General features: G+C 34.9%; 15 protein-coding genes. 7 read left to right on the plus strand and 8 right to left on the minus strand.

All coding sequences use genetic code 11. The annotated features are described in order from the left end of the window. Window positions 1–15 precede the first annotated feature (15 nt). A complete protein-coding gene (locus tag AC0608_RS05305) occupies window positions 16–621 on the plus strand; it encodes a thioredoxin family protein (RefSeq protein WP_478288357.1) in 606 nt (201 codons plus the stop codon). Window positions 622–1,185: 564 nt separating this feature from the next. Here the strand turns inward: AC0608_RS05305 and truB are convergent. From truB to AC0608_RS05325, 4 genes are all read right to left on the minus strand, one after another. Next, a complete protein-coding gene (gene truB / locus AC0608_RS05310) occupies window positions 1,186–1,887 on the minus strand; it encodes a tRNA pseudouridine(55) synthase TruB (protein WP_478288358.1) in 702 nt (233 codons plus the stop codon). Between the two features lie 6 nt (window positions 1,888–1,893). Then, a complete protein-coding gene (locus AC0608_RS05315; RefSeq protein ID WP_478288359.1) occupies window positions 1,894–2,703 on the minus strand; it encodes an undecaprenyl-diphosphate phosphatase in 810 nt (269 codons plus the stop codon). After that, window positions 2,704–2,946 carry a DUF3098 domain-containing protein gene (locus tag AC0608_RS05320; protein ID WP_417958783.1) on the minus strand — a complete coding sequence of 81 codons (243 nt, stop codon included), beginning with the start codon at window positions 2,944–2,946 and terminating at the stop codon, window positions 2,704–2,706. A 73-nt stretch (window positions 2,947–3,019) separates the two neighbouring features. After that, entirely contained in the window at window positions 3,020–3,895 is an 876-nt protein-coding gene (locus tag AC0608_RS05325; protein WP_417989618.1) for a cell division protein FtsX, read from the minus strand. 216 nt (window positions 3,896–4,111) lie between these two features. On the opposite strand from AC0608_RS05325, the gene AC0608_RS05330 reads away from it, so the two are divergent. Together AC0608_RS05330 and AC0608_RS05335 are read left to right on the plus strand one after the other, a co-directional pair. Beyond that, a complete protein-coding gene (locus tag AC0608_RS05330; RefSeq protein ID WP_478288360.1) occupies window positions 4,112–7,087 on the plus strand; it encodes a leucine--tRNA ligase in 2,976 nt (991 codons plus the stop codon). A 233-nt stretch (window positions 7,088–7,320) separates the two neighbouring features. Next, window positions 7,321–8,007 (plus strand): zinc metallopeptidase, encoded by a 687-nt coding sequence (locus AC0608_RS05335; RefSeq protein ID WP_478288361.1) that lies wholly within the window; start codon window positions 7,321–7,323, stop codon window positions 8,005–8,007. A 95-nt stretch (window positions 8,008–8,102) separates the two neighbouring features. On the opposite strand, the gene AC0608_RS05340 is transcribed toward AC0608_RS05335, so the two are convergent. The 3 genes from AC0608_RS05340 to AC0608_RS05350 all read right to left on the minus strand — a co-directional run bounded on the left by AC0608_RS05340 (window position 8,103) and on the right by AC0608_RS05350 (window position 10,277). Continuing rightward, entirely contained in the window at window positions 8,103–8,573 is a 471-nt protein-coding gene (locus AC0608_RS05340) for an Lrp/AsnC ligand binding domain-containing protein (RefSeq protein ID WP_417989616.1), read from the minus strand. A 269-nt stretch (window positions 8,574–8,842) separates the two neighbouring features. After that, the gene (locus tag AC0608_RS05345; RefSeq protein ID WP_417958778.1) at window positions 8,843–9,592 is read right to left on the minus strand and encodes a uroporphyrinogen-III synthase; all 750 of its coding nucleotides are present in this window, start codon (window positions 9,590–9,592) and stop codon (window positions 8,843–8,845) included. 13 nt (window positions 9,593–9,605) lie between these two features. Beyond that, the gene (locus AC0608_RS05350; RefSeq protein ID WP_478288362.1) at window positions 9,606–10,277 is read right to left on the minus strand and encodes a DUF4271 domain-containing protein; all 672 of its coding nucleotides are present in this window, start codon (window positions 10,275–10,277) and stop codon (window positions 9,606–9,608) included. Between the two features lie 105 nt (window positions 10,278–10,382). Between AC0608_RS05350 and AC0608_RS05355 the strand changes: the two genes are divergently transcribed. Genes AC0608_RS05355 through AC0608_RS05365 form a run of 3 tightly spaced genes read left to right on the plus strand, consistent with a single transcriptional unit; the run spans window position 10,383 to window position 12,898 of the window. Further along, a complete protein-coding gene (locus tag AC0608_RS05355) occupies window positions 10,383–11,108 on the plus strand; it encodes a polyprenol monophosphomannose synthase (RefSeq protein WP_417959391.1) in 726 nt (241 codons plus the stop codon). 12 nt (window positions 11,109–11,120) lie between these two features. Beyond that, window positions 11,121–12,461 carry a dihydroorotase gene (locus AC0608_RS05360; protein ID WP_478288363.1) on the plus strand — a complete coding sequence of 447 codons (1,341 nt, stop codon included), beginning with the start codon at window positions 11,121–11,123 and terminating at the stop codon, window positions 12,459–12,461. Window positions 12,462–12,472: 11 nt separating this feature from the next. Beyond that, entirely contained in the window at window positions 12,473–12,898 is a 426-nt protein-coding gene (locus AC0608_RS05365) for a DUF4296 domain-containing protein (RefSeq protein ID WP_417989613.1), read from the plus strand. An 11-nt stretch (window positions 12,899–12,909) separates the two neighbouring features. On the opposite strand, the gene AC0608_RS05370 is transcribed toward AC0608_RS05365, so the two are convergent. After that, entirely contained in the window at window positions 12,910–13,899 is a 990-nt protein-coding gene (locus tag AC0608_RS05370; RefSeq protein ID WP_478288364.1) for an NAD-dependent epimerase/dehydratase family protein, read from the minus strand. A 93-nt stretch (window positions 13,900–13,992) separates the two neighbouring features. On the opposite strand from AC0608_RS05370, the gene tyrS reads away from it, so the two are divergent. After that, window positions 13,993–15,291, plus strand: a complete 1,299-nt coding sequence (tyrS, locus tag AC0608_RS05375) for a tyrosine--tRNA ligase (protein WP_478288365.1) — start codon at window positions 13,993–13,995, stop codon at window positions 15,289–15,291. The last annotated feature ends 22 nt before the right edge of the window (window positions 15,292–15,313 follow it).

The raw sequence follows: 15,313 nt of genomic DNA on the forward strand, positions 1-15,313 counted from the left end.
AACAAATAATTAATTATGAAAGTCCCAATAGCTAAAGCGTTGTTTAACAGTTATTCCTATTTAGAGTATCGAAAATTAATTTCAGATTTACTGCTTGAAGGAAAGTCAACAGGTAATGAACAATCAGAAGATTTACAACAGTACAGTGCATTAAATGAAACCCGAATGAATCGGTTAGATAAAACGATGAAAATTACGGAGGACAATGTAAGGCAATTGCAAAACTTAAAAAGAGAATACATTTGGTTAGTTATTTCTGAAGGGTGGTGTGGAGATGCGGCGCAGCTTTTGCCAATTATGAATAAAATGGCGGTTGATTCTGGTAAAATAGATCTTAAAATTGTACTGCGCGATGAAAATGAGGAATTGATGAAATTGTTTTTGACTAATAAAAAGAAGTCAATCCCGATAGTAATAGTGGTTGATAAAGAAACAGGAAGTGTTCTTGGTAAGTGGGGACCAAGGCCCAGCGGAGCTACCGATCTAATTAATACCTATAAAAAAGAATTTGGCAGTATCGATGAAACGGCTAAAACGAACTTGCAATTATGGTATTTACAAGATAAAGGACTAAGCACGCAGAATGAATTGCTCAGTCTTATGGTTAGTTTGGAAGAATAGAATTTTAAAATGTTTGCTAGCGGATAAAATACAAAAGCCATTTTTTGTACTCTAAGTAACGTCTTCAATTAAGTGTTGGAATGTATATCATATAAAATTTAATTCGTTCACATGGATGCGTTATTGATGCTAGAAACGATTATTAAATTGATTTTAACTTTAAGTTATTGTTGTTTTACCAAAATGTTAATCATACCAAAACGCATTATCTAAATAAGTAATCTTCTGTTTGTCAAAGTATTGTATATGTGTTTTTTGTTTTTTTTTATTTGTATGTCAAAAAAAAGTATTAAATTAGTAATCGCCAGCCAGATTTGCCATTTGATTTACTTTTATTATGGTGTTTAAATATTGTTTAACAATTAAAAAAACATCGTTATGAAAAAGCTATTTGAAAGAGTGTATGATTACTTATCGTATTTGCTATTTGGAGGAGAAAGCATATCGCATTATTAATCCAATACCGTTAAGAAAGAGAGTATGGTTCAAAACTACTTTAATTTTAGAAAAAACACATTGCAAATTCAAATTAGTATTTATTTGTCATGTGTTTTTGTTTTGTGATTACAAATGGGGAACCAAATTTTCTTCGAATACAGTTAAGTCAATTGCTGCAGTCACATTGTAATCTCCAATTTTAGTTCTACGCAAAGCGGTTAAATGAGAGCCGGAGTTCATGGCGTGTCCAAAATCAAAAGCCAGAGAACGAATGTAAGTTCCTTTGCTGCAAACTACTCTAAAGTCGACTTCCGGTACTGCGATTCTGGTAATTTCAAATTCATGTATTGTTGTTTTTCGGCTCGCTATCTCCACAGTTTCTCCTGCTCTGGCATGCTCGTAAAGACGTACACCATCTTTTTTTATAGCAGAGTAAATGGGTGGTTTTTGATCAATTTCGCCTAAAAACTGTTCAACTGTTTTATGAATTAAAGCCGTATCAATATGCTCCGTTGGAAATGTTTGATCAATTTCGGTTTCTAAATCATAAGACGGTGTAGTGGCTCCAATATAAAATGTCCCGGTATATTCTTTGGCTTGACCCTGAAGTTCTGTAATTCTTTTAGTGAATTTACCTGTACAAACTAATAGCAAACCTGTCGCTAGTGGATCTAGAGTTCCTGCATGGCCAATCTTAAACTTTTTTGGGAGATTGAGTTTGCTAATCAAAGCCCATTTCAATTTATTAACTGCCTGAAAAGAAGTCCAATTTAAAGGTTTATCAATTAGTAAAATTTGTCCGTTTTGGAAATCTTCAGCTGTCTTCAAAGGAATTTATTTAAAATATGAAAAGTAAATCAATAGAAATACACCTACTATTATGCGGTACCATCCCCAAGGTTTGAATCCGTATTTTTTAATGATTTCAATAAAGAATTTAATAGCTATAATGGCAACGATAAAAGCAACGACATTACCAATCAGGAATAATTGTATGTTTTCGTTTGACTTTAAAATTAATTCATAGCCTTTCATTTGTGAAGTTTCGTATGTCTTTAAGAATACGGAGTAGCATGTTACTGCCATCATTGTTGGGACTGCCAAGAAAAAAGAGAATTCTGCAGCTGCATGACGCGTTAACCCTTGTTGCATACCGCCAATTATGGACGCAGCAGACCGACTTGTTCCGGGCATCATCGCTAAACATTGCCAGAAACCAATAATCACGGCTTTTTTTATAGTGATATCTTCTTCTTGAATAACAGTAGGGCTTTGAAAGCGACTGTCAATAAAAAGCAGAATTATACCACCTAAAATTAACACAACCGCTATAGGAATTGGATCTCCCAGAACTGCTTCAATCTTATCATCAAATAATTTCCCTAAAACCAAAGCAGGAATTACAGCACAAATGAGTTTAATATAAAAGTTGAACTTCGAGAAATCGAAAAATTTCTTCCAATACAACGCCACAACCGCTAGGATGGCTCCAAATTGAATGGAAACTTGAAAAAGTTTTACAAAATCATCCGTTTGAATTCCAAAATAAGAACTTAAAAAAACCATGTGAGCCGTCGAGGAAACAGGAAGATATTCTGTTAATCCCTCTAGAACAGCAATTAAAAAAGCCTGTAATGTATTCATTTATGCTTTTTTTGGATTTTTAAGAATCGCATAAACAGTAATGCCAAAACCGATTAGTACAGTAGTAGGAGCCAATCGAATGCGTCTGAAATTAAAGATATCCTCACTAAATATGGTTGGATCATCACTCCCTCCGCCAGACATTAGAATAAAGCCTAATGCAATTACTCCAATTCCGATTAATAGAATTTTATAATTTATTTTGTCAAAAAGAAATTCTGGGTTTTGTTCGTTATTATTCATTTTATGAGATTGATTTAAAAAGCGGAATGATGAGAATTTGTGTTAATCAAAGAACGAAATCAACGAATAAAAATTAGTATAAATCGTCAGTTCTTAAATTCAAGAAGCGTTGTGTTGCAAAATACGTACTCAACCAAGTGATCAGTACTCCAATTCCTAAAACTGCTAATAGGACCAAACCGATTAAAGTTTTGTCTTCTAAAATTCCAAGATTCGGGAAACTGGTTTCCACATAAATTAATACGCCAATTAGCGCTATAACAGCCAGAGCTGCGCCAATCATTCCTAATTTTATACTTCGCATTACAAAAGGTTTTCTGATAAATGACTTTGTTGCACCTACCATTTGCATGGTTTTTATGATAAATCGATTGGAGTGAATTGATAAACGCAAAGAGCTATTAATCAGTAACACGGCTATGACAGCTAAGAATCCGCTGATTATTAAAATCCACATACTCACTTTTTTGATATTGTCATTCACTAAGTTTACTAATTGTTTGTCATAAACAATATCTGATATCATGGTGTTTTTGCGTAAGCCCGTTTCAATTTTTGTGATACTGTCTTTAACCACATAGTCCCCTTTTAAATGAATATCATAAGAATTTTGCAAAGGATTTTCACCTAAAAACTCCATAAAATCTTCACCAATAATGTCGGTATGTTCTTTGGCGGCAGCTTCTTTGGTCACGTAATTAGAAGATTTAACAAAAGGACTTGATTTTAATTCAGTTCCAAAACTTTTTACAATACTGTCATTGGCTTCGTTTTTGAAAAAAACAGTCATGGCAATATTTTCCTTGAAATCATTCGCCAATTTTTTAGAATTTATAATGAAAAGACCCAACATTCCCAATAGAAATAAAACTAAGAATACACTTAGCACTACTGAAAAATAAGAGGAAATTAAGCGACGTTTTTGGAAATTATCAAAAGAAGAACTCATAGTTTACTGAAATTATTGGGTAAAAATAACAAAGAATTTCTTTATTTAAAGTTAATAACGCTCAAAGTTTCAACTTTAGTACAATAAACGTAAATTTGCGACCTGAAATTTCACAACCCATTCAGCGTTCCAAACCCTGAATGAGTAAAAATAAATAGCTAAAAGACTTGAGTGTGTCAAAGCATGACTCCATTAAAAAACAATTAAGAAAGTAGAATGAAATACAATCCGAACGAAATAGAGGCCAAATGGCAGCAATATTGGTTAGAAAACGAAACGTTTAAAGCCGAAAATAACTCAGAAAAGCCTAAATATTACGTACTTGATATGTTTCCGTATCCATCTGGAGCGGGATTGCACGTAGGACATCCATTGGGATATATTGCCTCAGATGTGTATTCCAGATACAAAAGACATCAGGGTTTTAATGTGTTGCATCCCATGGGCTACGACAGTTTTGGATTGCCAGCGGAACAATATGCCATACAAACGGGGCAACGTCCTGAGGATACTACTTCAGTAAATATTGATGGAGGAACCGATAAGGAAGGAAATAAAATTGCGGGATACAGAAAGCAACTAGACAAAATTGGATTCTCTTTCGATTGGAGTAGAGAAGTGCGCACGTCAAATCCGGATTATTACAAACACACCCAATGGATTTTTATCCAATTATTCAATTCTTGGTACAATAAAAACAGCGACAAAGCCGAAGATATTTCGACTTTGGTTTCCATTTTTTCAACGGAAGGAAACACAACTGTTAATGCGGTTTGCGATGATACTATTGAAGCTTTTTCAGCAGAAGACTGGTGTTCTTTCGTAAAGGAACAACAAGAGCGGATTTTATTGCAATACAGATTGACTTATTTAGCCGAGACTGAGGTCAACTGGTGTCCTGGATTAGGAACGGTGTTGGCGAATGACGAAATTGTAAATGGTGTTTCAGAACGTGGCGGTTTTACGGTTGTTCGCAAGAAAATGACCCAATGGAGCATGCGAATTTCAGCTTATGCGGAACGTTTGTTGCTAGGTTTGAACGATATCGATTGGAGCGAAAGCATCAAAGAAAGCCAAAGAAACTGGATTGGAAAATCCGTTGGGGCGACAGTTTCTTTTAAAGTCGAAAGTCAAAAGTCGAAAGGCGAAAGTGAGCAACAATATATCGATGTGTTTACAACCCGTCCTGATACGATTTTTGGAGTTACGTTCATGACTTTGGCTCCGGAACACGAATTGGTAGCACAAATCACCACTCCGGAACAAAAAGCAGCAGTAGAAGCGTATGTAGAAAAAACGTCAAAACGATCCGAAAGAGAACGTATGGCTGATGTAAAGACCATTTCAGGAGTATTCACCGGAGCGTATGCGGAACATCCTTTTACCAAAGAGCCAATTCCGGTTTGGATTGGGGATTATGTTTTGGCAGGTTATGGAACAGGCGCGGTTATGGCGGTTCCTTGTGGCGACGAAAGAGATTATGCTTTTGCGAATTTCTTCAAAGGTCAAAACGGAATGCAGGAAATCAAAAACATTTTTGCAAATGTGGATATTTCTGAGGTGGCATACGGTTCGAAAGACAATGTGATTATTGCTAATTCGGATTTCCTAAACGGATTGACGTACAAAGAAGCCACTAAAAAATCGATAGAAGAATTAGAAAAACTAAACCAAGGAAAAGGAAAAACGAATTACCGTTTGCGTGATGCTGTTTTCTCTCGCCAGCGGTATTGGGGAGAGCCGTTTCCGGTTTATTATGTGAATGGCTTGCCGCAAATGATTGATGCGAAACATTTGCCAATTATCCTTCCGGAAGTAGAGAAATACTTGCCAACCGAAGAAGGTTTGCCGCCTTTAGGTAACGCTTTGGTTTGGGCTTGGAATACAGACACGAATTCAGTAGTTAGTACGGATTTAATCGACAATAAAACAATTCATCCTCTTGAATTGAACACGATGCCAGGTTGGGCGGGAAGTTCTTGGTATTGGATGCGGTATATGGATGCACACAATGAAAACGAATTTGCCAGTAAAGACGCTTTGGCATACTGGGAAAGCGTAGATTTATACATTGGCGGAAGCGAGCACGCCACCGGACATTTATTGTATTCTCGTTTTTGGAACAAATTCCTAAAAGACAAAGGTTTTGCACCCACCGAAGAGCCATTCAAAAAACTAATTAATCAGGGAATGATTTTGGGGATGAGCGCGTTTGCTTATCAATTAATGTGTACTGATGAGTTGACTATTTTTGTTTCAAAAGAAATTATCAATAAAGGTGAAAAACATACGAAAGATAAAATAGAAGGATTTTATAAAAGTATAAATGAAGATTTGCCAGAATTGATTAAGATTGGGATGAGTTTTTCGCCAATTCACGCAGATGTTTCTATGATAAATTCTTCGGATGAATTAGACACTAAAGCGTTTAAAAATTGGAGAGAATATTATTCCAATGCTCAGTTTATCACAGACGATAGCGGTAAATTTATTGTCGGTCGTGAAATCGAAAAAATGTCGAAATCCAAATACAATGTCGTAACGCCAGATGATATTTGCAATGAATACGGAGCAGACACGTTGCGTTTGTACGAAATGTTCTTAGGGCCATTGGAACAAGCAAAACCTTGGAACACAGCCGGGATTTCGGGAGTTTTTGGTTTCTTGAAAAAACTGTGTCGTTTGTATTTTGATGAAAATGGTTTGATTGTGACCAATGATGCGCCAACCAAAGACAACTTAAAATCATTGCACAAAACCATCAAAAAAGTAGCGGAAGATATTGAGAGTTTCTCTTTCAATACTTCGGTTTCTCAGTTTATGATTTGTGTGAATGAATTGTCCACTCAAAGCTGTCATTCACGTACAATTCTGGAACCATTAGCAATTGTGATTTCGCCTTATGCACCGCATATTGCTGAGGAATTATGGTCGTTGTTAGGAAATACAGGTTCTATTGCGACAGTTGATTTTCCAATATTTGAACCAGCACATTTAGTGGAAAGCAGTAAAGAATATCCCGTTTCTTTCAACGGAAAAATGCGTTTCACAATGGTTTTGCCTTTGGATTTAACCAAGGAACAAATCGAGCAAATCGTAATGAAAGACGAAAGAACCATCAAACAATTAGAAGGAAAAACGCCAAACAAGGTGATTATTGTTCCGGGAAAAATTATTAATTTGGTGGGATAACGTCTGTTGTAGAGACGCACTGCAGTGCATCTCTACGGTGCGTCTCTATATAATATAAAAAAATCCAAATTCTATATTTAGAATTTGGATTTTTTTATTTCAATCCATAAAATTTGTTTCAACTGTGTTATTCGCGTTCTATTTCAGGAATGCCAAATTGACATTGTAAAAAATTGGTTCAGATTTTGATGTTTCTTTTATAACTTTAAACAATACAATTAAAAAACAAAAATATGGGAATGGGTTATTTGATTCTTGCCGGAGCAATTATGCTTTTCAGCTGGTTAGTTAGTTCAAGACTAAAAAGTAAATTTGAACATTATTCTAAATTACAATTGCAAAACGGAATGTCTGGCGCAGAAATCGCCGAGAAAATGCTTGCCGATAACGGTATTCGTGATGTACGAGTAATCTCTACGCCAGGACGTTTAACGGATCATTACAATCCAGCAGACAAAACAGTGAATTTAAGTGAAGCGGTCTATAATCAAAGAAATGCGGCTGCGGCAGCTGTTGCGGCGCATGAATGTGGACATGCCGTGCAACATGCCGTCGGGTATCAGTGGCTAACCATGCGCTCTAAATTAGTGCCTGTGGTAAATGTAGCCTCTACGTACATGCAGTGGATTTTGCTAGGAGGAATCTTGATGATGAAGACTTTTCCACAATTACTACTGGTGGGGATTCTCATTTTTGCAGCAACTACTTTGTTTTCTATAGTCACTTTGCCGGTCGAATATGATGCTAGTAATCGGGCTTTGGCGTGGTTAGAAAACAAAAGAATGCTGACGCCACAAGAACATGCTGGAGCTAAAGATTCCTTGAAGTGGGCTGCCAGAACTTATGTAGTGGCCGCTTTAGGATCTATTGCCACACTCTTGTATTATGTTTCGATTTATATGGGTGGAAGAAGAAATTAGATATTCGCTTGAAAATACAAATCCGTCTCGTGTAAAAAACAAGACGGATTTTTTGGTAATTAGCATATCGACGATTAACTGATTCAACCAAAAACCTACAGTTGAATTTGTCTTTCAATTTGTTGGTCTAAAGAAATAAAAGTTTCTGTTCTGGAAACGCCTTCTATCGCTTGAATCTTGGTGTTGAGCAAATGCATTAAATGTTCATTATCTCTACAAATAATCTTGATTAATATTGACCAGTTTCCAGTGGTATAATGGCACTCTAATACTTCCGGAATTTTTTTTAAATCACGTACTGCTTCTGGATTTCGAGCTGCTTTGTCCAGATAAATTCCAACGAAAGCCATGGTGTTGTAGCCTAGAATTTTATTGTTTACCGTAAATTTTGATCCCGAAATAACGCCAGACTGTTCTAGTTTTCGCAAACGCTGGTGAATCGCAGCTCCTGAAATCCCTATTTTGTTGGCGATCTGAAGAATTGGCTTTCGGGCATCTTCCATCAAGTCGCGTAAGATTTCTTTATCGATACCGTCTATTTCTACTACTAGCGAATTGATTTTCATAAGTTGTTGTTTTAAACTAAAATAAGAAAATTTATTTACATTGTAAATCAAATTTAATTAAAAAATGATTTAATCCATTATTTAGTGTGTTTTTTGTTACATCAAGCGCAGTCTAGATACTAAAAAAATTATCGACTGCGCTTGAACTGATAATAGAATTTATACGGATCATTAATACCCGATAAAGAAACACGCAATTTTATATTTAGGGCCATAAAAAAGCCATTCAGGTTGTGAATGGCTATGGTAATTGTATCAAAAAGTTTTTTTTATTTTCCTTTATTCGCTTCAGTAATGTATTTTTCTAAAGCCATTGTCATGGAAGGTGTTGCAGGTGTTGGAGCAAGAATATCTACTCTCAAGCCATGATCCAATGCTTCTTTTTGAGTTGTGCTTCCAAAAACTGCAATTCGAGTGTTGTTTTGTTCGAAGTCTGGGAAGTTCATAAATAGTGATTTTATTCCAGTTGGGCTAAAGAAAGCCAAAACGTCATAATATACATCAGCTAGATCCGATAGATCACTCATTACCGTTTTGTAAAAAATGGCAGGTGTCCAGTCTACTTTTAATGCATTCAATGTTATTGGAGCATCAGCATTTAATTGGTCTGAAGCAGGTAACAAGAACTTTTCGTCTTTGTATTTTTTTATCAATGGAGATAAATCTGCAAAATCTTTAGGTCCAACGTAAATTTTACGTTTTCTGTAGACTACATATTTTTGCAGGTAAAAAGCGATTGCTTCTGATTGACAGAAATATTTTAATCCTTCCGGAACTTTAAAACGCATTTCATCGGCTACTCTGAAAAAGTGGTCAACAGCATTTTTACTCGTTAAGATAATGGCAGTGTAATGGTTGAGATCAATCTTTTGAAGTCTAATCTCTTTTGCATTAACTCCTTCAACGTGAATAAAAGGCCTGAAATCAATTTTTACTTTATGCTTTTGTTGAAGTTCAAAGTAAGGTGAATTTTCCACCTTAGGCTCGGGTTGTGACACCAAAATTGTTTTCACTTTCATATTTTAACTTTTTCTAAGCACTCCCTTTCGTAAACCAGTAATACATAAAATAATAGGGAGCTATTTCGAGAGCGCAAAGATATAAAATAAAATAAAACAACTTACCGAATATTAAATTTCTATAATTTTTTATTAAAATAAAATAAGTTAATGTATTGATTATAAGAATTATAGATATGATAATTAAGGGAATATTTCTTGAAATTGAGTCGTAATAAAACAAAATTATATTGAAAGGCAGTATCAATAACCCAATATAGGTTCTGTAAGTTACCTTTTGGAGGTTAAAATGCTCCATAAACTCTTCAATATTAAAGGATGTGGCAATTATTTTTTCTACCAAATATTTAGATAAAATGAAGAAAACCAGAAAGGTAAATATCTGAATGTACAGGAGCCAATCCGTTTTTGAGGCATAACCAAAATAGCTTAGCGAAATTTGAATGAAGAAAGCAAGTGAAATAACTTGAACAAAAAATAAAGATACCGTAAACGTACTTTTTAAATGGCTGCTATCTCTATAAACATTGGTATATTTATTAGAAAAAAACAGATTTGCAAAATCCCCAAATCTATTTTCGAAAACAGATTTAGTAATTGCAATAATAGCAAATGATAAAACAAAAAGGGCAGTAGCCCAGTCTTTGCTCTCTGTTATTCTTGGATGAAGTATAGTTTCGATCATAACGGTGCAAAATTACTAATTTTTTATATCATTCTTTTTATTATAATTTTAATAAGGATGAAATGGCATAAAAAGTTTACTTTTGCTGGGAAATTAGTTGAAAACATGAATGATTGTATTGTTATAATTCCTACCTATAACGAAATAGAAAATATTGAAAGCATTATTCGATCAGTGCTTTCGCAACATAAACCTTTTCATGTTCTAATTATTGATGATAATTCTCCGGATCGCACCGCTGACAAGGTAGTTTTGCTTCAGTCAGAATTTGAGGGCAGATTATTTTTGGAAAAAAGAAACAAAAAATCAGGTCTGGGAACGGCTTATGTACACGGCTTTAGGTGGGCATTGAAGCATAAATATGAATATATTTTCGAAATGGATGCCGATTTTTCTCACAATCCAAACGATTTAGAAAAATTATATAGCGCTTGTCATTTTGGGGATGCTGACCTAGCAATTGGGTCTCGATACGTTACTGGAGTAAATGTGGTAAACTGGCCATTAAGCCGCGTGTTAATGTCCTATTTTGCATCAGTATACGTGCGCATGGTTACTGGAATGAAAATTCATGATGCTACCGCTGGTTTTGTTTGTTACAAAAGAAAAGTTTTAGAAGATATAAAGTTAAAAGATATAAAATTTGTAGGTTATGCCTTTCAAATAGAAATGAAATACAGGACGTATTGTAAAAAATTTCAAATTTCGGAAGTCCCAATTATTTTTACCGACAGAACTAAAGGGCAATCCAAGATGAGCAATTCGATAATTATTGAAGCTGTTTTTGGTGTTATTGCACTTAGATTAAAAAGAATATTCAACACATTATAAGAAAAAGATAGGATGAACAGGGTTTTAATTAAGAATGCCAAAATAGTAAATGAGGGTGTGATTTTTGAAGGTGACGTATTAATTGAGAATGACTTAATTGTTGAAATTTCAGAAAGTATCAGTGCTAAATCTTCTGAATGTATAATCATTGACGCCGAGGGTAATTATTTGATGCCGGGTGCAATTGATGATCAAGTACATTTTAGAGAACCAGGACTTACCTATAAAGGGGATATTGAATCAGAATCTAAAGCGGCAGTTGCAGGAGGAATTACGTCCTACATTGAACAGCCCAACACGATTCCAAATGCGGTTACGCAGGAAATACTGGAAGAAAAATACGTATTGGCAGCACAAAAGTCCTATGCTAATTATTCCTTTATGATGGGAGCTACCAATGATAATTTAGAGGAAGTTCTAAAAACAAATCCCAAGAATGTTGCCGGAATAAAAATATTTTTAGGCTCCTCAACAGGCAATATGTTAGTTGATAATGAAGCTACTCTAGAAAAAATATTTTCAAGTACACCGATGCTTATTGCGGTGCATTGTGAAGACGAAGCGACTGTCAAGAGTAATTTAGAAAAATACAAAGCTGAATTTGGAGAGGATGTCCCAGTTACTGTTCACCACCTGATCCGAAGCGAGGAAGCTTGTTATATTTCCTCTTCTAAAGCGGTGGCGTTGGCTAAAAAAACAGGAGCTCGTTTGCATATTTTTCATCTTTCGACTGCCAAAGAAATGGATTTGTTTACAAACAAAATTCCATTAGAGGACAAGAAAATTACTGCTGAAGTTTGTGTACATCATTTGTGGTTTACTAACGACGATTATGCCACTAAAGGGAATTTAATTAAATGGAACCCCGCTGTAAAAACAGTAAATGATAGAAAAATACTTTGGGAAGCTTTACTGGATGATAGAATTGATGTAATTGCAACAGATCATGCGCCACATACATTAGAAGAAAAAAAACAATCGTATTTGAAGGCGCCTTCAGGCGGTCCATTAGTACAACATGCTGTGGTTGCTATGTTTGAAGCGTATCATCAAGGAAAAATAAGTATTGAAAAGATTGTAGAAAAAATGTGTCACAATCCAGCCAAAATTTTTAAAATAGAAAAGCGTGGTTTTATTAAAGAAGGATATTATGCGGATTTGGTGATTGTAAATTCGGGTTTGCCGTGGAGCGTGAAAAAAGAAAATATTTTGGCTAAATGTGGTTGGTCTCCATTTGAAGGTTTTACTTTTAAATCTAGGATTACGCATACTTTTGTAAACGGACAATTAGTCTACACTGCTTTTAAAGTGAAGGATATTCGTGCTGGGAAACGTTTGTTGTTCGACCGATAAAAATTTGACCAATGAGAAAAGTTATAACATTTTTAGCGTTACTGACTCTTTTAATAAGCTGCAAGGACAAAGTAGTCCAAAAACCGGTACGTCTTATCGAGAAGGATGTTATGGTTGATATTATGTATGATTTATCAATTTTGGAGGCTATAAAGTATCAAAATCCCGCCTCATTAGATACTTTTAAAATTAATCCAAGAGATTTTATTTATAAAAAATATAAAATAGACAGCCTTCAGTTTGCCAAAAGTAATGTGTATTACGCGGCCGATTTTGAGGAATACAAATTGATGTTTGATCAAATTACAAAAAGATTGGATACTAGAAAAAAAGGATTGGATTCTTTAATTGTTTTGGAAAAAAAGAAAAAGAAGCCGGCTGTTCAAAAAAAGAAAAAACCAGTTATAATGGTCAGAGATACCACAAAATTGAAATAGGATAAATCAGATCAAAGGTGTGAAATTTCTTTTATATACTGGTGGATGTCTGTAAAATCTATTTTTAGCGTTTCTTTAATCTTATGGTTGGAATAGGTATTTTTTGAATACGAAGCTTTAGCAGTGGCTTGGAATAATCCTGTCTTTCTTTGTGAAATAATAGACGAAAACCAATCCAATCTCCAAAGTATTTCCGTAAAAAAGGGCTTTGCATGAATTTCAGGTCTTTTCACATTTAATGAATCGGCCATAGTATTGAGAATATCACGGAAAATACTATTTTCTGCAATCAGGGTAAAGCGTTCATTCTTAATTTCACTTTGCATTAATTGATGTGCGATTCGAACAACATCAGTAACGGCAACAAATCCCGTTGAACCCAACGTATAAAATTTCAATCCGTTTTTTACTTTTGTAAAAAGTTGTCCACTTCCTTGTTCTCTATAACCGGGTCCGAGAATAACGCCTGGATTTACAATGATTACATCTAAACCTTCTTGTTGTCCACGCCAGATTTCCATTTCGGCACCATATTTAGAAATGGCGTAATCACTATGTGGCTTTTCCGGATTCCATTCGGTTTCTTCGGTAATGAATTTTTCGTGAGGTAGTAAATCGCCCAAAGTGGCTATAGAACTTACAAAACACAATTTTTTTATTTTATAGGAAACACAGAAATTCACAATATTCGCTGTGCCTTCAATGTTTGTTTTTCGCAATATATCTTCGTCTTTTGGGTCAAAAGAGATCAAAGCGGCGCAATGGTACACGGTGTCAATATTTTGAAACGCAATTTCTAACGAAGGAACTTCGGTAATATCTGCGGGAACCCATTCAATTTGATCAAATAGCAGTTCTTTTTTATAGGTAGCGAATAGGGATTTGGTTTTCTCGATTGAAGCAATGCTTCGATAAATAGCGCGTACTTTTTCTCCATTTTCAATTAAATGAAGCAATAGATGTGCGCCTACTAAACCGGTTCCTCCTGTGACTAAAATCATTTGGTAAAGATAATTAGATTGTTCGATTTTTAGACCGATAGATTTTCAAATTATGCAATTAAAGCTATCTTTGTGAAAATTGATTTTTATAAAATGAAAAATATTATTTCCGAATTACAATGGCGCGGCTTAGTTCACGACATCATGCCTGGAACCGAAGAGCAACTTCTAAAAGAAATGACAACGGCTTACATAGGATTTGACCCAACATCCGACTCCTTACATATTGGAAGCTTAGTGCCTATAATTCTTTTGGTTCACTTGAAAAATTTCGGACATAAACCTATTGCATTGGTTGGTGGAGCTACAGGAATGATTGGTGATCCATCTGGGAAATCAGATGAGAGAAATCTCTTGGATGAAGCGACTTTGAATCATAATGTAGAGGGAATAAAAAGTGTTTTATCTCGTTTTTTAGATTTTGATTCGAATCAAATAAATGCGCCAGTTCTGGTAAATAATTATGATTGGATGAAGAATTTGTCATTCATTAATTTCGCTCGTGATGTAGGTAAACGAATCACTGTGAACTATATGATGGCTAAAGATTCTGTAAAGAAAAGATTGTCCGGTGAAGGCGAAGGAATGTCTTTTACGGAGTTCACGTACCAATTAATTCAAGGGTATGATTTTTACCATCTACATAAAGAATACAATTGTTTGTTGCAAATGGGTGGAAGCGACCAGTGGGGAAATATCACCACAGGAACTGAATTAGTCCGTCGTATGAATGTAGGTGAAGAGGCTAAAGCATACGCAATGACTTGTCCTTTGATCACAAAAGCGGATGGGACAAAATTTGGAAAATCCGAAGGCGGAAATGTTTGGTTAACCGCAGATAAAACTTCGGTTTATAAATTCTACCAGTTTTGGTTGAATACGACAGATGTTGATGCAGAAAAATACATTAAGATTTTTACTTTCTTAGATGCTGCAACAATAGCTGCATTAATTGAAGAGCATAAAACGGCTCCACATTTAAGAGTTTTACAAAAAAGATTGGCTGAAGAGCTTACAGTTTTTGTTCATTCAAAAGAGGATTTAGAAAATGCGATAAAAGCATCGAATATTTTGTTCGGCAATTCTACTTCAGATGATTTGAAACAATTGGACGAAGCAACTTTCTTGGATGTTTTTGATGGTGTTCCTCAAGCGGAAATTAGTAGAAATGAAATTGAATCGGGAATCAATATTGTTGTCGTTCTAAACGAAAAAACAGGATTTCTAAAATCGAATGGTGAAGCAAGACGCGCTTTGACAGCTAATTCTATTTCAGTAAATAAAGAAAAAGTGGCGGAAAATTTTGTGCTTTCGACAAAAGATTTTATCAACAATCAGTTTGTATTGTTGCAAAGTGGAAAGAAAAATTATTTTGTGGTAAGAGTGGTTTAATTTGGTTGACCAAATAAACAAA

Source organism: Flavobacterium sp. GNP008, assembly GCF_056428965.1.